This is a genomic window from Streptomyces sp. NBC_01232, assembly GCF_035989885.1.
In the GTDB taxonomy this organism is placed as follows: Bacteria; Actinomycetota; Actinomycetes; order Streptomycetales; family Streptomycetaceae; genus Streptomyces.
The window spans coordinates 6,705,940-6,727,598 of the sequence record NZ_CP108518.1 but is presented as its reverse complement, the minus strand read 5'-3'; the positions used below and the strand labels follow the sequence as shown (position 1 = coordinate 6,727,598).

General features: G+C 71.2%; 19 protein-coding genes. 8 read left to right on the top strand and 11 right to left on the bottom strand.

Translation table 11 applies throughout. From position 1 onward, the window contains the following. Positions 1-9: 9 nt before the first annotated feature. The 5 genes from OG444_RS30985 (at position 10) to OG444_RS30965 (ending at position 7,710) form a co-directional block, all read left to right on the top strand. On the top strand, positions 10-1,833 hold the full coding sequence (locus tag OG444_RS30985) for an AMP-dependent synthetase/ligase (protein WP_327265296.1): 1,824 nt from the start codon (positions 10-12) through the stop codon (positions 1,831-1,833). 159 nt (positions 1,834-1,992) lie between these two features. Next, positions 1,993-3,261, top strand: a complete 1,269-nt coding sequence (locus tag OG444_RS30980; RefSeq protein WP_327265295.1) for an ABC transporter substrate-binding protein — start codon at positions 1,993-1,995, stop codon at positions 3,259-3,261. A 9-nt stretch (positions 3,262-3,270) separates the two neighbouring features. Beyond that, positions 3,271-5,979, top strand: a complete 2,709-nt coding sequence (locus OG444_RS30975) for an ABC transporter permease subunit (protein ID WP_327265294.1) — start codon at positions 3,271-3,273, stop codon at positions 5,977-5,979. Beyond that, positions 5,976-6,752 carry an ABC transporter ATP-binding protein gene (locus OG444_RS30970; RefSeq protein WP_327265293.1) on the top strand — a complete coding sequence of 259 codons (777 nt, stop codon included), beginning with the start codon at positions 5,976-5,978 and terminating at the stop codon, positions 6,750-6,752. Before OG444_RS30975 ends, OG444_RS30970 begins: the two co-directional genes overlap by 4 nt. A gap of 109 nt (positions 6,753-6,861) precedes the next feature. Beyond that, the gene (locus tag OG444_RS30965; protein ID WP_327265292.1) at positions 6,862-7,710 is read left to right on the top strand and encodes an aldo/keto reductase; all 849 of its coding nucleotides are present in this window, start codon (positions 6,862-6,864) and stop codon (positions 7,708-7,710) included. A 29-nt stretch (positions 7,711-7,739) separates the two neighbouring features. On the opposite strand, the gene OG444_RS30960 is transcribed toward OG444_RS30965, so the two are convergent. Further along, complete coding sequence (locus OG444_RS30960) at positions 7,740-8,504, bottom strand: class I SAM-dependent methyltransferase (protein ID WP_327265291.1); 765 nt, start codon at positions 8,502-8,504, stop codon at positions 7,740-7,742. Further along, positions 8,504-8,809: a 4a-hydroxytetrahydrobiopterin dehydratase gene (locus OG444_RS30955; RefSeq protein ID WP_327265290.1), complete on the bottom strand. Its 306-nt coding sequence runs from the start codon at positions 8,807-8,809 to the stop codon at positions 8,504-8,506. The genes OG444_RS30960 and OG444_RS30955 overlap by 1 nt, the downstream gene beginning before the upstream one ends. A 173-nt stretch (positions 8,810-8,982) precedes the next feature. Here OG444_RS30955 and OG444_RS30950 point away from each other — a divergent pair, with 173 nt between their 5' ends. Both OG444_RS30950 and OG444_RS30945 read left to right on the top strand, forming a co-directional pair. Further along, a complete protein-coding gene (locus OG444_RS30950; RefSeq protein WP_327265289.1) occupies positions 8,983-10,794 on the top strand; it encodes a hydroxysqualene dehydroxylase in 1,812 nt (603 codons plus the stop codon). A gap of 24 nt (positions 10,795-10,818) precedes the next feature. Continuing rightward, the gene (locus OG444_RS30945; RefSeq protein ID WP_327265288.1) at positions 10,819-11,607 is read left to right on the top strand and encodes a helix-turn-helix domain-containing protein; all 789 of its coding nucleotides are present in this window, start codon (positions 10,819-10,821) and stop codon (positions 11,605-11,607) included. Here the strand turns inward: OG444_RS30945 and OG444_RS30940 are convergent. The 7 genes from OG444_RS30940 to OG444_RS30910 all read right to left on the bottom strand — a co-directional run bounded on the left by OG444_RS30940 (position 11,593) and on the right by OG444_RS30910 (position 17,850). Continuing rightward, complete coding sequence (locus OG444_RS30940; RefSeq protein WP_327265287.1) at positions 11,593-12,015, bottom strand: hypothetical protein; 423 nt, start codon at positions 12,013-12,015, stop codon at positions 11,593-11,595. The two genes, OG444_RS30945 and OG444_RS30940, sit on opposite strands and share 15 nt — an antisense overlap. Positions 12,016-12,246: 231 nt before the next feature. After that, entirely contained in the window at positions 12,247-13,437 is a 1,191-nt protein-coding gene (locus tag OG444_RS30935) for a site-specific integrase (protein WP_327265286.1), read from the bottom strand. A 70-nt stretch (positions 13,438-13,507) separates the two neighbouring features. Beyond that, a complete protein-coding gene (locus tag OG444_RS30930; RefSeq protein WP_327266983.1) occupies positions 13,508-13,705 on the bottom strand; it encodes an excisionase family DNA-binding protein in 198 nt (65 codons plus the stop codon). Positions 13,706-14,175: 470 nt separating this feature from the next. Further along, the gene (locus OG444_RS30925) at positions 14,176-15,651 is read right to left on the bottom strand and encodes an ATP-binding protein (RefSeq protein ID WP_327265285.1); all 1,476 of its coding nucleotides are present in this window, start codon (positions 15,649-15,651) and stop codon (positions 14,176-14,178) included. A 2-nt stretch (positions 15,652-15,653) separates the two neighbouring features. Next, positions 15,654-16,502, bottom strand: a complete 849-nt coding sequence (locus tag OG444_RS30920) for a bifunctional DNA primase/polymerase (RefSeq protein WP_327265284.1) — start codon at positions 16,500-16,502, stop codon at positions 15,654-15,656. After that, positions 16,499-17,164, bottom strand: a complete 666-nt coding sequence (locus OG444_RS30915) for a DNA cytosine methyltransferase (protein ID WP_327265283.1) — start codon at positions 17,162-17,164, stop codon at positions 16,499-16,501. Before OG444_RS30915 ends, OG444_RS30920 begins: the two co-directional genes overlap by 4 nt. Further along, positions 17,161-17,850 carry an SAM-dependent methyltransferase gene (locus tag OG444_RS30910; RefSeq protein WP_327265282.1) on the bottom strand — a complete coding sequence of 230 codons (690 nt, stop codon included), beginning with the start codon at positions 17,848-17,850 and terminating at the stop codon, positions 17,161-17,163. The genes OG444_RS30915 and OG444_RS30910 overlap by 4 nt, the downstream gene beginning before the upstream one ends. Before the next feature lie 102 nt (positions 17,851-17,952). Here OG444_RS30910 and OG444_RS30905 point away from each other — a divergent pair, with 102 nt between their 5' ends. Further along, positions 17,953-18,906 (top strand): HNH endonuclease signature motif containing protein, encoded by a 954-nt coding sequence (locus tag OG444_RS30905; RefSeq protein WP_327265281.1) that lies wholly within the window; start codon positions 17,953-17,955, stop codon positions 18,904-18,906. Between the two features lie 36 nt (positions 18,907-18,942). Here OG444_RS30905 and OG444_RS30900 read toward each other — a convergent pair whose 3' ends face one another. Together OG444_RS30900 and traB are read right to left on the bottom strand one after the other, a co-directional pair. Beyond that, positions 18,943-19,422, bottom strand: coding sequence for a hypothetical protein (locus OG444_RS30900; RefSeq protein ID WP_327265280.1), 480 nt, complete (start codon positions 19,420-19,422; stop codon positions 18,943-18,945). Positions 19,423-19,603: 181 nt separating this feature from the next. Continuing rightward, positions 19,604-21,646 (bottom strand): plasmid transfer protein TraB, encoded by a 2,043-nt coding sequence (gene traB / locus OG444_RS30895; RefSeq protein ID WP_327265279.1) that lies wholly within the window; start codon positions 21,644-21,646, stop codon positions 19,604-19,606. Between the last annotated feature and the right edge of the window lie 13 nt (positions 21,647-21,659).

The window sequence follows — 21,659 nt, the reverse complement described above, 5'->3', positions numbered from 1 at the left end:
AGCGGGGCCTTGCGCGAGATCACCGTCCCACCCGTCGTCACGGGCGCGCCCGTCGGCGGCCTGGCCGACATCGTCTTCCAGCACGCTCGCGAGGAACCGGACCGGGTGGTTCTCGGCCGGAAAACGGACGGGGTCTGGCGGGACGTCACCTCCCGGGAGCTGGCCGCCGAGGTGCTCGCGCTCGCCCGGGGACTGCTGGCGCAGGGCGTGCGCTTCGGGGACCGGGTCGCCGTCATGTCCCGTACCCGGTACGAGTGGACCCTCTTCGACTTCGCCCTGTGGGCGATCGGCGCCCAGCCCGTCCCGGTCTACCCGACGTCCTCCGCCGATCAGGTGCACTGGATCCTCTTCGACACCGACTGCACGGCCTGCGTCGTCGAGGACGAGAACCAGGCCATGACGGTGGGATCGGTCATCGACCGCCTCCCCCATCTGAAACGGCTCTGGCAGCTCGACACCGGGGCCGTGGAGGCGCTCGTCGCCGACGGGCGCGGGGTCTCCGAGGACGTCGTGCACCGCCATCGCGGCGCCGTGACGCCCGATGCGACCGCCACCGTCATCTACACCTCCGGGACCACCGGCCGGCCCAAGGGGTGCGTGCTCACCCACGCGAACTTCATGTACGAGACCGACACCCTGGTCAGCAGCTGGGAGTCGGTGTTCCAGGCCCGGCAGGGCGAGCAGCCGTCCACCCTGCTCTTCCTGCCGCTGGCGCACGTCTTCGGGCGGATGGTGGAGGTGGCCGCCGTCCGGGCCCGGGTCAAGCTGGGACACCAGCCGGTACTGGCGGCCGCCGAGCTGCTGCCGGATCTCACCGCCTTCCGGCCGACGTTCGTGCTGGGCGTGCCGTACGTCTTCGAGAAGGTGTACGCCGCCGCCCGCCGCAAGGCGGAGGCGGAGGGCCGCACGGGGCCCTTCGACCGGGCGGTGGAGACGGCCGTGCGGTACGCCGAGGCGCGCGAGCGCAAGGCCTTCGGCACCGGGCCGGGACCCTCGGCCGCGCTGCGGATGGAGCACCAGCTCTTCGACAGGCTGGTCTACGGGAAGGTCCGCGAGGCGATGGGCGGCCGGGTGCGGCACGCCATGTCGGGCGGGTCGGCGATGTCGCGCCGTCTGGGGCTGTTCCTCGACGGGGCCGGGATCACGGTCTTCGAGGGGTACGGGCTGACGGAGTCGTGCGCGGCGGCCACCGCGAACCCGCCCGGGGCGACCAAGTACGGCACGGTGGGACGGCCGATCCCGGGCAGTGCGGTGCACATCGCGGACGACGGGGAGGTCTGGCTGCACGGCAGCCACATCTTCTCCGGTTACCTGAACGACCCCCGCGCGACGGAGGCGGTGCTGCGCGGCGGCTGGCTGGCGACCGGGGACCTGGGCCGGCTGGACGAGGACGGCTACCTCACGATCACCGGGCGCAAGAAGGACATCCTGGTGACCTCCAACGGCAAGAGCGTCGCGCCCGCCGCGCTGGAGGAGCGGGTGCGTTCGCATCCACTGGTGTCGCAGTGCGTACTGGTGGGCAACGACCGGCCGTACATCGCGGCGCTGCTCACCCTGGACATGGACGGGATAGCGCACTGGCTGTCGATGCGCGGCCGGCCGCAGATGCCGGCGGCGCAGCTGGTGGGCGATCCCGAGCTGACGGCGGAGGTCCGCCGGGCGGTGGTGGCGGCGAACACCCTGGTCTCGCAGGCGGAGGCGATCCGTACCTTCCGGGTGCTGGGTGAGCAGTTCACCGAGGAGCGCGGTCTGCTGACCCCCTCGCTGAAGCTCAAGCGCCGGGCGATCGAGAAGGCGTACGAGAAGGAGGTCGCCGCCCTCTACTCCTCCTGAGCGGGGGGGCAGACCGCGGGCCATCGCGGCAGGTCCGGTCGGTTCTCCGGCCGGGCGGCAACATAACTGACGGATCGTCATTTCTACCCGTCAGCAATATTGACGATCCGTCAGGTCACGCACAGAATGCGGGGATTCCAACCGGAGGGGATCCCCGACATGTTGCGACCGATCCGCACCCTGGCCGCCGCGGCGGCGGCCCTCGCGCTCGTATCCGCCTGCAACTCCGCCTCCACCAACGGCACCTCCCCGGGCAAACCCGGGGACGCGCCCGGCACCTCCCGCGGGGTGACCGCCGAATCGGTCAAGGTCGGCGGGATCGTGTCGATGACCAGTGCCAGCGGCTACAGCAAGAAGGACACGGACCTCGGGGCCAGGGCCCGCTACCTCCGGGCCAACGCCGAGGGCGGGATCAACGGACGCAGGATCGACTACCTCGGCGCCGAGGACGACGGCCAGGACCCCGCCAAGAACCTGGCGGCCGCCCGCAAACTCGTCCAGCAGGACAAGGTCTTCGCCGTCTCCCCCATGAGCTCGGTGACCTTCTCCGGCGCCGACTTCCTGGAGCAGGAGAAGGTCCCCACCTTCGGATGGGGCACCCTGCCCTCCTTCTGCGGACCCCAGCACATCTACGGCTTCAACGGCTGCCTGGTCCCCACCCCCGGCGGCACCATCAACCAGACCTGGCCCGAGGGCATCGGCCAGATCCTGGGCGGAGCCCGGGGCAAGTCGGTCGCGATCATCGCCAACGACAGCGACGCCGGCAAGTTCGGCATCCGCACCTTCCAGCAGGGCTTCACCAGCGCCGGGTTCACGGTCTCCTACGCCAAGGCCTCCGTGCCCGGCACCGCCGTCCCGAGCGACTGGTCCGCGTACGTGAAGGAGATCCTCTCCAGCAACGACGGCAAGGCACCGGACGCCGTCGTCTCCGTCATGCAGACCCCCAACAACATCGGGCTCTTCACCGCCCTCAAGCGCAGCGGCTACAAGGGACTGATCTCCGACCCGACCGACTACGACCCCGGGCTGCTCGCCAAGGACGCCACCAAGCAGGCCCTCGACGGGGTGCACGTGCTGCTCCAGTTCCAGCCGTTCGAGTCCGCCGACCCGAAGATGGCGCAGTTCAAGGCCGACATCAAGGCGGCGGCCGGCGGCCGGGAAGTGCCCCTGAACATGCACATGCTGACCGGGTACATGTCGGCCGACCTGTTCGTCTCCATCGCGCAGAAGGCGGGCAAGGAGCTGACCGTGGAGTCCTTCCAGGCCGCCGCGCAGGGCTTCTCCGACACCGGCACGCTCGTCGGCGACCGCGCCGAGCCCAAGGGGCAGAAGGACAGCTTCGGCTGCGGGGCCCTCGTCCAGCTCAAGAACGGCGCGTACGAGGTCTCCGTGCCGTTCAAGTGCTACGAACCCATCCCCTTCAAGTAGGTCAGCGGCATGGGGGATCTGCTCGTCTTCGTACTGAGCGGTCTGGTCTCCGGCGCCCTGTACGCACTGCTCGCCACCGGGCTGGTGCTGTCGTACTCGGCGTCCGGGCTGTTCAACTTCGCGCACGGGGCCACCGCCTACCTGTGCGCGCTCACCTTCTACGAGCTGCACTCGGGGCTGGGCTGGCCCGCCGTCCCGGCCGCGCTGCTGGTGGTGTGCGTCCTCGCCCCCGGTCTCGGCTGGGGCCTGGACCGGCTGATGTTCCGCCGCCTCGCCCGGGTCGGCGAGACCGCGCAGATCGTGGCCACCATCGGGCTGCTGGTGGCGCTGCCGGCCGCCGGGCTGTGGGTGGTGGAGCTGCTCTCCGAAGCCGGTGCGCCGGTGAAGCCCGCGGAGAACCAGTTCGGGCTGCCGGGCGTGGGGCCCAGCCCAGCGAAGTCCTGGCAGCTCGCGGAGGGCGTCGGCATCGACTCCGACCAGCTGATCACCTGGGTGGTGACCGCTCTGGTGGCGGTGGCCCTGTGGGTAATGATGCGGCACACACGGCTGGGGCTGCAGCTGCGGGCCGCCGTCGACAACCGCTCGCTGACCGAGCTGCGCGGCATCAGCGCCGACCGGCTGTCGTCGGTGGCGTGGATGATCGCGTCGGCGCTGGCCGGCCTGGCGGGTGTGCTGGCGACCCCGCTGCTGGGGCTCTCCGCGCACGACTTCACCCTGTTCCTGTTCGTCTCGGCGACGGCGGCGGTCATCGGGCGGTTCGCGTCCGTGCCGCTCGCCTTCGCGGGCGGGCTGGGGCTCGGAGTGCTGCAGAACCTGGTCGCCGGCTACGCGTCCTTCGCCGAGTCCCTCACCGGTTTCCGCACGGCCGTGCCCTTCCTGATCCTGTTCGGCGGACTGCTGGTGCTGACCCGCCGGGCACGGACGGCCGGGGTCGCGCCCGTTGACGCGCCGCCGGTCGACCATCTGGCCGGGGCCTCGTGGGGGCGGCGGTGGGGGGTGTGGGCAGCGGGGGCGGCGGCGCTGTGCGTGGCGTTCTACACCGTGACCTCGCCCTTCTGGAGCGGGCTGCTGGCACAGGGGCTGGCCATCGCGCTGGTGTTCATGTCGTTCACGTTGGTCACCGGGCTCGGGGCGATGGTCTCGCTGGCGCAGGGCACCTTCGTGACCGGTGCCGCGCTCGTGGCCGGGCTGCTGATGAGCCGGGGCTGGCCCTTCGTGGCCGCGCTCGCCGTGGGCACCTGCGTGGCGGCACTGCTGGGGGCGCTCGTCGCACTGCCGGCACTGCGGCTGGGCGGCAGGTCCCTGGCCCTGGCCACCCTCGCACTGGCCTTCCTCTCCGACCAGGTGCTCTTCCAGATGCGGTGGCTGCGCAACGGCGATGCGGGGTGGTCGATCCCGCGGCCGGTGATCGGGCCGGTGGACCTGTCGGACGACCGGGCACTGGGCGTGGCCCTGGTGGTGCTGGTCGCGCTGGTGGCCGCCGGGCTGAGCGCGCTGCGGAACTCGCCGTCGGGGCGCGCGATGCTCGCCGTGCGCTCGGCCCCGCCGGCGGCGGCCGCCTCGGGGGTCTCCGTACTGCGGACGAAGCTGCTGCTGTTCACGCTGTCGGCGGGGCTGGCCGGGTTCGGGGGCGTGCTGTACGCGTCGTACAACACCCGGATCACGGCGACGGACTTCACGGCGATGACCGGGCTGGTGTGGCTGGCGGTGGTCGTGGCGGCGGGTGTGCGCAGGCCGCAGTACGCGGTGGTGGCGGGACTGGTGTTCGCCGTTGCCCCGCGGCTGCTGGCGGACTACGTGACGGCGTCGGCGCATCTGCCGGTGATTCTTTTCGGGCTGGCGGGGCTGGCCCTGGCCAATGACCCGGACGGGTACTGCGCGGCGGTGCCGGTGCGGCTGGCGAAGCGGCGGGCGGTGGGGCTGGCGCCCCGGACCCCCGTGCAGCCGGGGCTGGCGGGACAGCCCGCCTCCGCTTCCCGGGGCTCCGCCCCGGACCCCGCGCCTCAAACGCCGGCGAGGCCGAAAGACACCGCCCTGGAGCTGCGCGGGGTCACCGCCGGGTACGACGGGGGGCTCGTCCTGCACGGGGTCGACCTCGCCGTCCGCACGGGTGAGATCCTCGCCGTGCTGGGGCCCAACGGCGCCGGGAAGAGCACCGCCTGCCGGGTGGCCGCGGGGCTGCTGCCGGCCCAGGGCGGGGCGGTGTACGTGAGCGGGCGGGACACCACGCAGGACGGGGCCGTGCGCCGGTCGCGGGCCGGTGTGCTGCTCGCCCCCGAGGGGCGCGGGATCTTCCCCGCCCTCACCATCGAGGAGAACCTGGCCCTGTACCTGCGGGACGCCGAAGCGCGCGCCGCCGTGTACGCGCGCTTCCCGCGGCTCGCGGAGCGGCGCGCAATCCCCGCCGGAGCACTGTCCGGCGGGGAGCAGCAGATGCTGGCCCTGGCGCCGCTGCTGCAGCGGCCGCCCGCGGTGCTGATCGCCGACGAACCCTCGCTCGGGCTCGCCCCGCGCGTGGTGGAGGAGGTGTACGCGCTGCTCACCGAGCTCCGCGACGCCGGGACCGCACTGCTCCTGGTGGAGGAGAAGGCCGCCGAGATCCTCGGGATCGCGGACACCGTGGCCTACCTCTCCCAGGGGCGGGTGTCCTGGTGCGGCCCCCGGGCCGAGGTGGAGGCGGACCGGCTCACCGAGGCCTATCTGGGGATGGCGACATGAGCGAGGGCGGATACGTACTGGAGGCCCGCGGGGTGGGCGTGCGCTTCGGCGGCGTCAGGGCGCTGACCGGGGTGGACCTCGGGGTCCGCGCGGGCGAGGTGTGCGGGCTGATCGGACCGAACGGGGCCGGAAAGACCACGCTGTTCGACGTCCTGTCCGGGATCCGCCGGCCCGACCAGGGGCGGATGCTGCTGGACGGGGCGGACATCACCCGCCGCTCCCCGGTCTGGCGGGCCCGGCACGGGATACGCCGGACCTTCCAGCGGCAGCAGCTGTTCGGGCAGCTCAGCGTGGCCGACAACGTGCTGGTGGCGCAGGAGTGGCGGGGCGGCGGGGGCGGTCCGGCCGCCGACCTCCTCGCCCTCCCGGCGCGGCGGGCGAGGGAGCGCGAGCGCCGGGCCCGCGGTGAGCGGGTGCTGGCCGACTGCGGGATCGGCGCGCTCGGGACCGCGTACGCCGGCGGGCTGCCCGTCGGGCAGGCCCGGATGGTGGAGCTGGCCCGCGCGGTGGCCGATCCGCCGCGGGTGCTGCTGCTGGACGAGCCCGCTTCGGGCATGTCCGCGCCCGAGCGCGACCGGCTCGCGGAGGTCGTCCGGCGGCTGGCGGAGCGGGAGGGCTGCGGGGTGCTGCTGGTCGAGCACAACGTGGCCTTCGTGATGGACCTCTGCTCGCGGGTGGTCGTGCTGGACCTCGGGGCGGTGCTGGCCGCGGGCTCCGCCGCCGAGGTACGGGCGAACCCGCTGGTGCGGGAGGCGTACCTCGGGACCACGTGAGGGTGCGCGTCCGGATGGCGGGAATACGTCGTACGAGAGGCCGGTTGTCGCCCCTCGTACGGCGCTCCACCGCCACCACCTGCACACCGACGTGAGGGAAAGACCAGACGTGAACCAGGTTCCCGCCATCAGGCTCAACAACGGCACGCTCATGCCCCAGCTCGGCTTCGGCGTCTGGCAGGTGCCGGACGCGGAGGCGGAGCACGCCGTCGGGACCGCACTGGAGGCCGGATACCGCAGCATCGACACGGCCGCGATCTACGGCAACGAGGCCGGCACCGGCAAGGCCGTCGCCGCGTCCGGGCTGGCGCGCGAGGAGCTGTTCGTCACCACCAAGCTGTGGAACGGCCCGAAGCAGAAGTGGGGCCGGGACCAGGTGCTGCGCGCCTTCGACGACTCCCTCGCCAAGCTGCGCCTGGACCACGTCGACCTGTACCTGATCCACTGGCCGCGTCCGATGCGCGACGACTTCGTCGCCATCTGGAAGACCTTCGAGGAGATCGCGGCGAGCGGCCGCGCCAAGGCGGTCGGCGTGTCGAACTTCCGCCCGGCGGATCTGGAGCGGCTCGCCGCCGAGAGCGAGCTGGTCCCGGCCGTGAACCAGGTCGAGCTGCACCCGCTCTTCCCGCAGGCCGGGCTGCGCGCGGTGCACGCCGAGCGCGGGATCGCCACCGAGGCCTGGTCCCCGCTGGGCCAGGGCAAGGAGCTCCTTACCCTGCCTGCCGTGACCGCGATCGCCGGCAAGCACGGCCGCAGCGCCGCGCAGGTGGTGCTGCGCTGGCATCTGCAGCACGGGAACGTCGTGATCCCGAAGTCCGTGACGCCCGCGCGCATCCGGGAGAACCTGGACGTGTTCGGCTTCGAGCTGGACGCCGCCGACATCGCCGCCCTGGACGCTCTGGGCGCGGGCGCCGCGGGCCGCCGGATCGGGCCGGACCCGGCCGAATTCGACGTGTAACGGGGCTCAGGGCGGATCTTTCGCCCTGGTCAGACGCGTACGAAGCTCCGTATGCGGTACGTCGGCTCCGCGCGCGGAACGTCCTGGTCCGGCAGCAGTTCCAGCCGGGCCGCCAGCTCCTGCGCGGTGATGCCGCGCGGGACGATCCGCGAGGCGTACCGGCCCGCGAGCAGGGCCTCGGCGGAGCCGCGCGGGCTGCGGCCCTGGCCGTGGCCGGTGAAGAGGGCCTCGCCGACCGGGAGCAGGCCCGCCCGGGCCGCGTAGGCCTCGACCTCCCCGGACGCGTCCGAGGGGGTCGGGGTCAGGTGCGCGGCGAAGACGGCGTCGATGTCGCTGCCCACGTCGTGCGCCGAGTCCTTGTCCACGGTGGCGAGGAAGACACCGCCGGGCCGCAGCGCCCGCGCGGCCTCGGCGATCACCGCCGGGACCAGCCCCGGCTCGCGCAGCAGGTGCAGGAGCCACACCGCGCTCACCGCGCACAGTGATCCCGACCGCACGGGCAGCCGGGCCGCGTCGGCCAGGGTCACCGGCACGCCGCGCCGCAGTGCCGCGGCGGCCATTCCGTGGGAGGCGTCGGCGCCGAGGACGTGCAGGGCGGGGCGCCTGAGCCGGCTGGTGACGATGCCGGTGCCGCAGCCGAGGTCGAGGAGGGTTCCGGTGTCCGCGGGGAGCAGTCCGAGGACGGCGGCGGCGGCCGCCTCGGCGCGCGGGGTGCCGCCACGGGTGGCGTCGTAGACCTCGGCCTCGGCGTCGTAGTCGAGCAGGGTTCTCGCGGACGGTATGTGCGTGGTCATCAGCTCGCGCCGTGGGCCGGGGCGAGTGCTTCGACGCGTTCGGCGAGGGCGAAGTCGGACTCCGTCACCACGTCACCGGCGTCGTGGCTGTTCACGGAGAGCCGGACCGTGTTGTAACCGAGCGTCAGGTCGGAGTGGTGGTTCAACTCCTGCTGGACGCTGGCGATATGGGCGACGAGGGCACTCGCGGCGAAGTGCGTGCCCAGCCGGTAGGTGCGGAAGATCCGGTCGTCCTCGAAGGCCCAGCCGGGGAGTTCCCGCAACCGGTCCTCGATCTCCTTCTGCGACAGCGGCTCACTCGGCATGCACCGGCTCCTTTTCCCGTGACGTGTAGTCAAGGTTCCCACAGTGGACGACGGAACAATCCTTTCGCGCCATAGTGCGCTCGGGTACTTCTACGCCTTCCGCGTCCATCCGGCCCCTCATATGCTCCTGCGCCGGACAGGCTGTTACCAGCGGTAACGAGAGGGCATTCGCCATGGCGGGCACAAGGAGTTCCAGGCGTACGTTCATCGCGGGCGCGGGCGCGGCGGCCGCCTCGGGGGCGGTCGCGGCCGGAGGCGGGGCGACGCCGGCCGCGGCGGCCACGGCAGCCGCGGGCAGTCCGCCGGTACCGCCTTCGCCGTCGGCCGGACGGCGTGTCGCGGTGCTCGGCGGCGGGGTGGCCGGCCTGACCGCCGCGCACGAACTCGCCGAAAGCGGCTACGCCGTGACGGTGTACGAGCGCCGGGCGCTGGGCGGCAAGGCACGCAGCATGGACGTGCCCGGCAGCGCCCGCGGCGGGCGCCGGCCGCTGCCGGCCGAGCACGGCTTCCGCTTCATCCCCGGCATCTACCACAACCTGCCCGACACGATGCGGCGGATCCCCTTCCCCGGGAACGCGCACGGCGTGTGGGACAACCTCGTCGCGCCCCGCGAGATGATGTTCGCCCGGGCGGCCGGGCGCGAGGACCTGCGCGCGCCCATCCCCTGGCCGGAGCACTCCCCCGCCGAGCTGACGCCCGAGGAGCTCCGGCGCGCCCTCACCGGCATCCTGCAGACACTGGTCCGGCTCCCGCCGCACGAGACGGCGTACTTCGTCGATCGCGTGCTCGTCTTCCTCACCAGCTGCGACGAGCGGCGCGACGAGGTGTGGGAACGGACCCCGTGGTGGGACTTCGTGCGCGCGGCGCGGATGTCGAACGAGTACCGGCGCATCCTCGCCGTCGGCATCACCCGCAACATCGTGGCGACCAAGGCCGAGGAGGCCTCCACCCGTACGGTCGGCACCCTCGGTGAGGCCTTCGTCTTCAACCTGCTGGGGCGCGGGGCCGACGGCCCGCCCGACCGGATCCTCAACCTGCCGACCAACGAGGCCTGGATCGACCCCTGGGAGGCCCATCTGCGCTCCCTCGGCGTGGAGTTCAGGATCGGCTGGACCGTACGTGAGGTGCGGTGCGCGGGCGGCCGGGTGAGCGGGGTCGCCGTCGAGGGCCCGGACGGCGCCGTGCACAGCGTCACCGCGGACCACTACGTGAGCGCGCTGCCCGTCGAGCACGCCCGCCGCACCTGGAGCGCGGCGCTGCGGGCCGCCGATCCGATGCTGGGGCGCTGCGACCGGCTGCAGACGGACTGGATGACCGGCATCCAGTTCTATCTCACCGAGCGGGCCCCACTGGTGCACGGCCATCTCAACTGCATCGACTCCCCATGGTCGTTGACCGCGATCCAGCAGGCCGAGCACTGGCCGGACCGGGACTTCCCGGCCGACTACGGCGACGGGAGCGCGGTCGACTGCCTGTCGGTGGACATCTCGGAGTGGGACAAGCCGGGGATCCTGTACGGAAGGACGGCCAAGCAGTGCACCCGCGAGGAGGTGGCCCGCGAGGTGTGGGCGCAGCTGAAGGCCTCCCTCAACGACACCGGGAAGACACTGCTGGCCGACTCCAAGCTGCATTCCTGGTTCCTGGACCCGGGCGTGGACGGGCTCGGCACCCCGCACCCCACCAACCAGGACGAGCTGCTCATCCACCCGGTCGGCACCTTCCACAACCGGCCGAGCGCGGGCACCCGCATCCCCAACTTCTTCCTCAGCGGGGACTACGTCGCGGTCGACATCGACCTGGCGACGATGGAGGGCGCCAACGCCTCGGCCCGTGCTGCCGTCAACTCCCTGCTGGACCGGGACGGTTCCCCGGCGCCGCGGTGCACGGTCCGACCGCTGTACCGGGCGCCGGAACTGGAGGCCGCCAAGCGCCACGACCTCTGGCGCCACCGTCTCGGCCTGCGGAACGTCTTCGACCTGGGCTGAGCCCCCTCGGCTACCGTCGTGCACATGACGATGACGAGTGTGGGCACCCTGCTGCGCGCCTGGCGGGAGCGGCGCGGCATCAGCCAGCTGGAACTGGCGGGCCGCGCCGAATCCTCGTCGCGGCACATCAGCTTCATCGAAACGGGCCGGTCGCGGCCGAGCGAGGAGATGGTGCTGCGGCTGGCCGGCCATCTGGACGTGCCGATGCGGGAGCGCAACTCACTCCTGCTGGCGGCGGGTTACGCGCCTCGTTACGCCCACACCGCACTGGACGACCCGTCGATGGAGACGCTGCGCGAGGGCATCGCGCAGCTGCTGACCGGGTACGAGCCCTATCCCGCACTGGTCGTGGACGCCGTGTACAACGTCGTCGCGGCCAATCAGGGCATCGCGATGCTGCTGGAAGGGCTGCCCGATCACCTGCTGGCCCCGCCGCTGAACGCCATGCGGATCACCCTGCACCCGCAGGGGCTGGCACCGAGGATCCGCAACCTCAGGGAGTGGCGCGGGCACCTGCTGGCGCAGATGGAACGGCAGATCGCGCTGGCCCGGTCCGAGCCGCTGCGCGCGCTGTACGAGGAGGTGTCGGCCTATCCGGTCACCGGCCGCCCGGGCGACAGCGCACCGGACGAGCCCGTTCCGTACATCGCGCTGCCGCTGGTCATCGAGCACGACGGGCACGTGCTGTCCTTCGTGTCGTCCATCGCGACCTTCAACACGCCGATGGACGTGACCGTCGCCGAGCTGGCCATCGAGACGATGCTCCCGGCCGACCCTGCGACGGTGAAGTACCTCCGCTCACTGGGCGGCTGAGCCCGCCCGCAGCGCGAGCTGCTGGAGCACGGCGAAGCCGGCCACGGTGGCCGCCTGGACCGGGATCCACACCAGGCCGGCCGTGGTGGGCGCGGTCCACAGTGCGAGTGAGACCAGGCTCAGGGCGGCCCAGGCGTAGTTCGTCTCGATGACGAGCTTCACGGGGAGGGCGGGCGGCCGCCGCCGCGATGCGAGCAGGCCGACCCCCGCCCCGTACGCGACGAGGAGGATCCCGAGCACCGGCAGCAGCCCCTGCCCGACCCCGAGCAGCCGGCCGATCGGGGCGGAAAAGGCGACGTAGGCGAGCCCGTTGGCGGTGGTGACCACGGAGTCGAGGGCGAGGAAGCGGCGCAGCGCGGTCTGCGGGACGCGGGTGCGGGCGAAGCCGGCGAGCGGGGTCGCGGACATGGGAATCAGCCTCCATCGAGGGTGGGACGGGCGGGCGGGACACGGGTTCCGGAACCGAGTGCGCGGCCCCGGAACCCGTTGCGTCCACTGTGCCGGGGGCCTTGGAGCGGGTCGATTACCTCTCAGGTAAGCGCAGCTGGATTGGGCATACAGCCTTGCCCCCTGGTCAGCCCCTTGTGCCAGGCAAAGACCCGACACAAGGGAGCCAAACAGGGGGCCACGCAGGCGAAATCAGTCCTCGACATCAGCGGAGAGCAACGTTCTCCCAGATCCGAAAATCTCGTCCATGGCCTGCGCGCCGTGCCTGATGACGGGCTGAAGCTGCTTGCGGTACACACGTTCCGTCGTATGCGTTCCGCTGTGTCCCACCACGAGGGCGATCGCCTCGATGGGAATCCCGTGAGCGGAGAGCAGCGAAACGCAGCTCGTGCGGAGCATCCGCACTGTCCACTTCTCGGGACTCTTCACGCCGGCGTCGCGGAGCAACGAACGGAAGTTGCGCAGAACGTTGGTCGATGTTCGCTGCTTCTCGTGGTCATCGGGGAAGACCAGCCCTTCCGCGCTCCAGACCTTCCCTGCAGCCCTGAACTGTTCCTGCTGCCTGCTGCGGTAGTCCCTCATGACCTCGGCAACCTGGAGAGGCATGGCCAGGGACCTGCGGCTCTGTACGGTCTTTGTCTCGCCCCGACGGCGAACAGAACGCCAGACATCGATATACGGCTTGGCGTCTCCCTGCGCCTCCGTGTGCACGTGGGCCCAGGTGAGGGGTCGCTCCTCCTCGGTGCGGACACCCACCAGCAGCGCGAGAACCACGTACGCGTGGATCCAGGTGCCCTCCCGGGCTCGCAAGACCGACTCGGCCTCGGTCATGGAGAGGGAGTTGCTCGGCTTCCCAGGACGGCCCTCGGGAAGGTCGACCAGTTCGACCACGTTGCGGTTGGCGCGTCCGCGCCTCCTGGCGTGATCGATGGAACGCTTCAAGATCGAACGTACTTTCTTCAGACCTTCGTCCCCCAGGACTTCAGCTCTGCCGACAAGCCAGTCGTCGACGGTGTCGGCTTCGAGCTCTTGCAGCTTGGCGTGCCCGAGCTGGGGGACGACGTGGTTCTTCGCCAGGCTTCCGTACAGGGCGAGGCTTGATTCGTCGCGGCCTCGGAGACCCTTGGCCAGCCACTCGTTCACGGCCTGGCCGACGGTGTAATTCGCGGGAGCCTTGCCGTCTGCGGCCAGCTCGCTCCTCAGTTTTCGGATCTTGTTCCGTACCTCGGTTTTAGTCTTGCCCGACACCTTGAGCCGCTTGCGCTTGCCTGCAGGAGTGAAGCCGAGGGAGACCGCCCCGATGTAGCGATTCTTGGACGCATCCCAGTAGATGGAGTCCTCGCCGTTGGCTGCCTTACGGGCCGGTGCCCGCTCGTCGTCCATCTAGCACCTTTCGTGCATGGCAGAGGGGCCTCACCGGCATCGGTGCGGCCCCTCTGTGGGCTGGTTACTGCTAAGCGGCGGCTTGAGCCTCGCGCTTGAGTAGTTCGACGTACTCGTCGACGTATTCGGTGGGGACAAGCCGGCGGCGGCCGGAACGCACGGTGCGCAGGCGGCCGAGGCGGATCTCCTCGTATGCCGTGGAGCGCCCGACGCCGAGCAGTTCGGCCGCTTGCTCGACGCTGTGAAGTCGTCTCTCCGGTACGACCATCAGTGCCACGTGAAGCAGTTCCTCTCCAGATTCGTCGGCCTGGCGGGGCGTGCTGTCCGAGGTGCGGGATTCTGCGTCACCGCGACACCTGCGTCGCTCGTGCTATCTGACCTGCGGTTTTCGGTGACACAGCTCGTCGGCAGGTCTGTCACCGGGCGGGCTGGTCTACGTCACCGGCCAGTGACGCAGGTGACGCGGAATGACGGAGCCCCGTCCCCCTGCGTCATCGGTAAAGCCGCAGGTGAAGCACCGGTTTCGGTGTCCCGTGACGTGGGTGACGCAGGGTCTCTTCTCTTCGGACGAGAAGGGTGGGGTGTCTGTCGTAGTGCGACAGGTTCAGAGCGAGAAATGAGGAGCCGCTGCGCGGCACGACCTTTGCAGCGGCGGCGAGCCGCCGGAGAAGCAAGAGGAGCACCGGGCCGGGGGGCGTGCTCCTCTTGCTTGTTCCCGCGGCCGGGGAGGCCTGCTGGTCAGAACGCGGTCTCCTGCTGTTCCGGCGTGGTCGTGGCGGGTCGGGTCATCTCGATGTAGCGGGCTGCCTTCGTGCGGCCCCAGTCGATGAGGACGCCGCGTGCGGCAAGGGTGGGCTGGAGCCGCTTGAGACGGTCGGAGAGGACCTTCCCGGTGGTGGGCCACCCCTTGGGCAGGGGGCGGCAGTCCTCGCCGGTGTAGAGCTGGGTGAGCGCGTGGAGCCACTCGGAGGAGGTCATCCGGGTCTCCGCGCCCGGATCGAGGGTGGCGGCGTGCTTGAGGACGGTCTGGGCGAGGAGGTCGCCTTCGATAACGTCGTCATTCAGCTCGTCCAGGCTGGCCCGGTAGGCGTTCAGCGCGCCGAAACCGGTGGCCGCGTCGAGCTGTGCGCACAGGTGGGCGAAGTCGGCCATCCGCAGGTCGGTGGGGATGTCCGCCTCGGCGGCCCGGACCTTGACGGTCAGGTCGAGCAGGGACCCGAGGATGACCGGCAGGATCTCTTCGAACTCCGCCCACAGCTCTGCCTCGGTGCGCCGCACGCGGGGGCGCTCCAGGCGGAGGGGGAGGAGCCGTTCGGCAAGGTCGGGGCGGATGACGCCCACGTCGATGCCGGTAAGTAGAAGAGGCCGGCGGTAGCGGGCGCGGACGACGTCTCCGTCGGTGTAGAGGGCGCGCTTGATGTTCTCGGCACCCGTGACGATGCAGCACATCAGGTCGGACAGGTCGGCAGCGAGGTGGGAGAGGTTGTCCAGGGCGGTGATCCATCCGGCGGCGACGGCCGCGGTCAGGTTCTCTTCGTCCTTCGGGGGGCGGCGCAGGTCGCCGCTCATCCCCTCGATGATCCGCACGAGCATCCTCCCCGCAGTGGACTTGCCGGCGCCCTGGGGGCCGGTGAGAAACGGGGCAGGGACGGGCACGGACGGTCCGAGGCAGCCGATCAGCCACGCGATGGCCAGGCACTCGGTCTCGGCGTTGGCGAAGTTGCACAGCTGCAGCAGGCGGTCGATTCCCTTGCCGTCGGTGTCCTTGGCCGGCAGCGGAAGCTCCCCGGTGAGCTGGGTCCGGCGCCAGCAGACTTCCTCCGGCTCGGGGGTGAGGATGTCCCAGCCGGTGGGGTGGATGCGGACGGACTGGCCATCGTTGCGGCCGAGGTCGAGCCAGGTCGCGCCGTCGAAGCCGGGTGCGACGCGGATGTGAACGGGCTGGACTTGCTGGGTCAGCGCGAGGGCTTCGATGAGGTCGAGGGCTTCCTTCAATGCGGTTCCGTTGAACACGCCGTGTCCGTTCTCGTAGAGGCCGACCATGAGTTCCTGCCTGTGGCTGCCCGAGGTGCCCTGCGAGCGGATCGGGCGCGCGACCGGGTGGCAGTTCTTCTGCGCGAAGACCGTCCCGTCCGCGGTGCGGAAGTACCGGAAGTTCTGCTGCGCATAGCCGGTGATGACCTCCCGGCCTGAGGCCTTCTCGTCGTCAGGCACGGTCACATCCCCAGCTTCATCCGGGCGTTGGCCCAGGCAATCTCGCAGTGCCGCAGAGACTCGCCCTTGGCCTGCGCGGCAGTGAACAGTCGGCCGATGTGCGTCTCGGTGAGGCAGCCGCACCAGCCGTGCGCGGACAGCACCGCGAGGAACGTCCGGTACACGGTGTTGTGGATCGCGCTGCGTGCGTCGGTGATTTGCTGCTCCGCCATGGCGATGCCCCGTTCCAGGTAGGCGGGCGACCGGTGTCGGCACACCCCATCCATGGCCAACGGAGGCACGGCGGCGGCACATGATGTCGGCCGGGCCGCGGCGGGCTCCTTCACGGCGAGCGCGCGCACGACGTCGGGCAGGAGCTGCATCCTGCCGGTCCCGGGGCCGAGCCAGCGGGCGTAGGACATCAGGGACTTGATGTCGACGCCGGGACGGACGCCGTTGTGGGAGGTCATGGTGCCGAGGTAGACCCAGTGCTCTCCCCGGGTGGTCGCTACGGTCTTGGTCGCGGGGAGGGCCTGGCGGGCCCAGGCGACCGCTTCCGGGTTGTCGAGGTCCACGACGGTGAGCGCGGCACCACCGGGGTGGTAGGCGACAGCCTGCGCTTGCCGCCATGCTGCGGCCCATGCGGGTGAGGTGAGGATGTCTGGGTCGGTTGTGGCGGCGCCCCAGGCGTGGCAGGGGGCCGGGCACTCGCACGGGCCGGCGGACAGCATGTGCGGCCGGTCCCCGCAGGCCGAGCGGGTGCAGGCGGCGCAGTTCCCGAAGGGCAGCTTGCCCTCCCGCAGCGGGAGCGCGGGCAGGCCGCGTTCGGCGAGCTGGAGCGCGGTCCGCAGGTGCTGGCTCACGTGGTTCATGCGGCGGCCCTCGTCTCGTGGGTGAGGAACTGGTTGGCGATCCACTCGGTGTAGGCCGGGGGGACGGCCTGGCGGGCCTCGGTCTTGCTCATCCAGGTGCAGCCCATGGCATCCGCGTATGCGCGCTCGCCCTTGTGCTCGAAGGCCAGCAGGTCCTTGTGGTGCCAGCAAGGCGGGAGGAGGTCCCCGCCGCCGCCCCAGGAGGTCTCGAACGTGCGGTGGCGGCGGACGTTCAGGCCGAACTGCGACCCGCAGAGCAGGTAGTCGGCGCGGAGGGTGCCGTCCCAGGCAGCTTCGGGGACGTTCTCGATCACCCAGGGCTGGCCGGAGGCCTGCATGAGCTTCTTGCCGGGGGTGATCAGGTCCGGGTGGTCGGCCCTGCTGCCGCGCCAGGCGGTGACGCGGGCCTTGTTCTGGCACGGCCACGACGCGTGGATCAGGTCGTACTCCGCGACCTCGCCCGTGCTGGTGATCCGGTCCAGGTAGGCCAGGGCGTCGGCCTGGTGGAAGGTGAAGGGGTAGTTCGGCTGGGGATGGATGTCGATGCCGGTGACGTCGAATCCGGCGAGGTGGTAGCCCATGGAGAGGCCGCCGGCACCGCAGCACAGGTCCAGGACCCGCAGCCCGTTCGGTTGCCGCAGCGGCAGGACGCGAGTGCTCATGCTGATACCGCCTGCGTGTTGAGGAAGGCGCGGGCGGCGCGGCCGATGTGCTCGGTGTAGGCCGGGGGGACACATTCGCGGATCCCGTCACGGCTCATCCAGGGGACCCTCATGTCGGCGCGGGCTTCGGCGACGCCGGGGAAGTTGCCGACGTAGTGGGCGAACTCCCCGGCCCGGCGCGGGCGCCCCATCTTGGCGAGCGGGGCGGTGTGTGCCTGGTGGGCGGGCGGGGTGAAGGTGAAGCCGCCGCCGGTCTCGAAGAGGCGGTGGCGGTAGGTCCGCATCCCGAACGCGCCCGCACACAAGGTGAGCGGATCCCGTAGCTCGGGGGCGGCTTCCTCGACGTTTTCGATCACCCACGGCCGGCCGGTGGCCTCAAGGGCTTCCCGCAGAGGGGCGATGAGGTCGGGGTGGGTACGGCCCTGGATCTTCTGGGCCCGGCTGTAGCGCTGGCAGGGCGGGGAGGCGTGGATGAAGTCGAAGCCCTCCCCGAACGCGCGGATGAAGTCGAGCGCCTCGCCCTGGTGGAAGCCGAGCGGGTAGCGGGGCTGGGCTGCGATGTCGACGCCGGTGACGTCGAATCCGGCCCGGTGGTAGCCCATGCCGGCGCCGCCCTGGCAGCAGAACGCGTCCAGTAACAGCGGCCGGTGCCCGGAACCTCGCGGGTTGTCAGTGCGGTGGGTCATGCTGGTCTCTCCAGTTCTCTGGTCTGAGCTGGGTGAGGGGCAGCCGCGGTCTTTGGCGAGAGAGCGGCTGCCCCGGTCTTTGGCGGATCGAAGGGGCGGGCTTTGACGACTGCGTGGCTGGTGCTGGCTGTTGGTGATGAGCGGCAGCACGGGGGGAACGACGGGTATGACGACGACCCGTCGCAGCACTACAGCTGGGACGACACCGTCCCCAACCACGCGAACCTGAAGGTGGGCGACGTGATCGCCCTGTGGGACAAGAAGCAGCTGCTCGGCCTCGGCGTGATCTCTCACATCGAGACCGGGAGCGAGGTGAAGACGCTCTACTTCTGTCCGCAGTGCAAGAAGGCCGACTTCAAGCGGCGCAAGCGGCTGAAGCCGACCTGCCTGTGCAACAAGTGCGGTGCACAGTTCGAGGAACCGGGCAGCAAGACCAGGACGGTCATCACCTACCGGTCTCGGCACGGGGAAACGTGGATGGACGGCCGTGGCCTGCTGACCGGCCCGGAGCTGCGGGCCCTGTGCGACTCGCCCCGCTCGCAGCTGAGCATGCGCCCGGCACGGTGGGAGAAGCTGCGCGATGCGCTCCTGGCCACCGAGGGAGTCGACTTCGAAGACCTCGACATCGACGACGAGCAGCCCGGCCAGGACACGGCGCGCAGGCCGATACAGGGCGGGCACCGGATGGCGAACGTCCGGACCCGGCAGGGGCAGCCCGCGTTCCGCAAGCAGCTGCTGAAGGACCACGGCCAGGTGTGCGCGTTCACCGGACCGGCACCCGCGGCCGCCCTGCAGGCAGCCCACCTCTACAGCTACGCCGACGAGAGCCAGCACCACGACTGGGGCGGTCTGCTCCTGCGCAGCGACATCCACAGCCTCTTCGACCGCGGACAGATCGCCGTCAACCCCGGCACCGGCCGCATCGAGGTCGACGACGACCTCCTCGCGTACCCGCTCTATGCCGAGCTTCACGGCAGGATCCCGGCGGCGAGGCTGCGGCCCGAGCACGAAGTGTGGCTCGCCGCCCATTGGCGCAGCCACCACCCTGCCGAATAGAACCCCGTGGCGGATGCGCAGCGGCGCGATTCTCCTTCAGCGGTTGAGGGTGCCGTTGGCGCGGCCGAACAGTCCGGACGCGCTGATGTGCTGGGTGATGTGCTGGACCGGCGCTGTGCCTCGTCCGGTCCCGCGGGTGGCCTTGAGGAGGAGCGGGGCGAGAGCGCCGACCGCGATGAGAGCGGCGAGTGCCCAGAGGGCTTCGGTCAGGGCGATCAGTCCCGGGGCGGCGTAGGAGATTCCGATTCCGGCTGCTCCGATGCCTCCGCCGAGGGTCGGGGCGAGGAGCGCGGTCGTCTTGGCCCATGCCGGAATACCCGCCGCGGGAGCCGGGGCGGGGGCCGGTTCGATCGGGGTGGGGTGGGTGTAGGCGAGGGTGCGGGTGCCGTTCGGCAGGGTCACCAGCTGGATCCCCGCCTGTTCCTCGAGCACGGGCACGGGGTGTGTCGGGTGGTCGGTCGGGGCGGGGTACCAAGTGATCGGTTCGGGGTGGTGGATGGCGGGCTTGTGCGGCATGGGGATGCCTCCCGGGTATGGGTCGGGCCCGCGCCAGGGTGGGTGGCGCGGGCCCGATGGGTGAGGTGTCAGGCAGGAGTGTCAGGGGGTGTCAGACGGCGGGTGTCACGGGGTCTGACAGCGGGTTTGCCTAGGGGTTTGGGTGTCACGGGTCCCTGATGGTGTCAGGGAGTGTCAGGCGTCAGGCCTCGACGAGCTGGGGGATGATCCGCCACCTGCCGGTGACCGAAGTCGGCTCCAGTCGGCCGTCCAGCGCTGCGTCTTTCAGGCGGGCGGATACCCAGGGGCGGGAGAGGTTGTGGCGGTCGCACCAGTCGATGAAGTCCTTCGGCCCGACGACCATCTGACCGGCCGTCTCGAACTCTTCCAGCGCGTCCGCGAACAGCTCCCGAGCCTCCTCCGGAGACGGCTTGTAACCCGGGGACTCCCACAGCGGAACGTCGTCCCCGTCCTCGTCGCCGGGCAGGTCGGCTTCCGGGTCGATGCCGGCGTCCTCCGGGTCGACGAGGAGTCCGTGAGATTCCGCTTCCATGCCGGCGTCTCCCTCGTCGGTGACCAGGCGGAGCACGGGCGCGGTGCCGAGGGCGGGGCGGCCGGTGTAGTTCTGCCCGGCCACGGCCTTGGCGGCGCCGGCGGTGATGGGGTCGGCGGTGGCGCCGTTGTGCTGCGCCCATCCGGCGAGGGCTTCCATGGTCGGGGTGGCGGTGTGCGGGAGGGCGAAGGTGCGGCCCGGGGACGGGTAGCGGTCCTCGGGGATTCCCGGGGAGACGACGTAGCAGTAGCCGGGCCGGCGGTTGCCCCACGCGCCGGGGTGGGCGCCGGCGTCGATGACGGTGTCGGGGAGGGAGAACCCTTCGTCGCGGGGGTCGCAGCCGAGGGCGATCACGGACGGCAGGGAGGCACGGGTGGAGGTGGACATCTGGTCGTACGAGGGGCGCTGGAGAGAGACGATGAGGGAGACGCCGGCGGAGCGGGCTTCCTGTGCGATTCCGGTGAAGGCGTCGTCGCCCATGAGCCGGAGGGTGTTGGCGGCCTCCTCCATCCACGTGACGAGGAACGGCATTCCCTCGCACCCGCAGGCCCGGCCGGGCTGGCAGGTTTGGGCGGGATCGTTCTGCCGTAGTGCGGCTGCGGGGATCCACTGGCGGTAGCCGTGGGCGCCGAGCCAGCGTGTACGGGCGGGGATGACGACCTTGATGGCCTCGACCATGACTTCGGTGTCCGGTCCGCCCTCGGCCGACCAGTCCATGCCGGGCAGGAGCGGGCGGAAGTCCTGGAACATCTTCGGATCCGACACCCACAGCAGCACATCGCGGCGGGAGAGGATCTCCGTCATCAGGTTCAGGGCGGTCTCGCCCTTCCCGGATCCGGTCCCGCCCGCGATCAGCACGTGCGTGCTGTTCCGCTTGATCTCCGGATCACCCGGCAGCCAGATCACGAGGGGTGAGCCGTCGTCGTAGCGGCCGATGACCAGCGGCTCCGCGATGCTCCCGCCGAGGTTGGACGGGCCCTCCCATTCCGCGACCTGGGCGAGCATGTCCTCGGGGACGATGACCAGGTCACCGCGGCGGGCGGAGTCGGGGTCGGGCATGTACCGGACGGCGGACTTCGGCAGGTCGAGCGCGGACGCGATCCGGGGCAGGACCCTCGCAACGTCCTCGTTGGTCTGCTCCCCGGCTTCCAGCGCCATCTTCGCGGTGACCCGGTTCGGCTCCACCGACGTGGCCCCGATCTGCGCCCGCGCCAGCCCGACCTTCTCCAGCAGCCCCTTGTCCGTGCCACCGACCGTGGTGCCGTCGACGTTGCGGCGCAGCACCATCCGGATGTTCCACGACAGCGCGAGCGCGGGACCGCCCATCAGGTACAGGTCGGGAAGCGGCCCGGTCAGGGGCCCGGCCAGGCAGGCCCCCGTCAGCCACGCCGACCCGGCGGCGACGGTGATGGCGGAGTGCAGCCGGCGCTGCTGCCCAGTCGCCTTGCCCGCCCACCAGGTGACCCCGGTCAGGGCGACGGAGGCGAGGGTGAGGCCGACGCCGGCTGCGGCGCTGCCCTCCCACAGGAGGCTGCCGAGGGAGGCGAGGCCGATGCCGCCGACGCACAGCCAGGGCGGGAGGTGGGGCTTGGCCCGGTGGAGGATGTAGCCGGTGATGCCGGCACTGTCGGAGGCGCCGCGGAGCTGGTCTTCGTACTGCTGCTCAACAGTGGTGCGGTCGGCGGTTGCCATCACTTTCTCTCCC

Excerpts from the sequence above, each read along its gene's own strand:
- OG444_RS30935 (WP_327265286.1), bottom strand. The coding sequence starts at position 13,437 with ATGGACGACGAGCGGGCACCGGCCCGTAAGGCAGCCAACGGCGAGGAC.
- OG444_RS30980 (WP_327265295.1), top strand. The coding sequence starts at position 1,993 with ATGTTGCGACCGATCCGCACCCTGGCCGCCGCGGCGGCGGCCCTCGCG.
- OG444_RS30915 (WP_327265283.1), bottom strand. The coding sequence starts at position 17,164 with ATGAGCACTCGCGTCCTGCCGCTGCGGCAACCGAACGGGCTGCGGGTC.
- OG444_RS30930 (WP_327266983.1), bottom strand. The coding sequence starts at position 13,705 with ATGGTCGTACCGGAGAGACGACTTCACAGCGTCGAGCAAGCGGCCGAA.
- OG444_RS30945 (WP_327265288.1), top strand. The coding sequence starts at position 10,819 with ATGACGATGACGAGTGTGGGCACCCTGCTGCGCGCCTGGCGGGAGCGG.
- OG444_RS30920 (WP_327265284.1), bottom strand. The coding sequence starts at position 16,502 with ATGAACCACGTGAGCCAGCACCTGCGGACCGCGCTCCAGCTCGCCGAA.
- traB (WP_327265279.1), bottom strand. The coding sequence starts at position 21,646 with ATGGCAACCGCCGACCGCACCACTGTTGAGCAGCAGTACGAAGACCAG.
- OG444_RS30950 (WP_327265289.1), top strand. The coding sequence starts at position 8,983 with ATGGCGGGCACAAGGAGTTCCAGGCGTACGTTCATCGCGGGCGCGGGC.
- OG444_RS30900 (WP_327265280.1), bottom strand. The coding sequence starts at position 19,422 with ATGCCGCACAAGCCCGCCATCCACCACCCCGAACCGATCACTTGGTAC.
- OG444_RS30960 (WP_327265291.1), bottom strand. The coding sequence starts at position 8,504 with ATGACCACGCACATACCGTCCGCGAGAACCCTGCTCGACTACGACGCC.
- OG444_RS30955 (WP_327265290.1), bottom strand. The coding sequence starts at position 8,809 with ATGCCGAGTGAGCCGCTGTCGCAGAAGGAGATCGAGGACCGGTTGCGG.
- OG444_RS30970 (WP_327265293.1), top strand. The coding sequence starts at position 5,976 with ATGAGCGAGGGCGGATACGTACTGGAGGCCCGCGGGGTGGGCGTGCGC.
- OG444_RS30975 (WP_327265294.1), top strand. The coding sequence starts at position 3,271 with ATGGGGGATCTGCTCGTCTTCGTACTGAGCGGTCTGGTCTCCGGCGCC.
- OG444_RS30940 (WP_327265287.1), bottom strand. The coding sequence starts at position 12,015 with ATGTCCGCGACCCCGCTCGCCGGCTTCGCCCGCACCCGCGTCCCGCAG.
- OG444_RS30910 (WP_327265282.1), bottom strand. The coding sequence starts at position 17,850 with ATGACCCACCGCACTGACAACCCGCGAGGTTCCGGGCACCGGCCGCTG.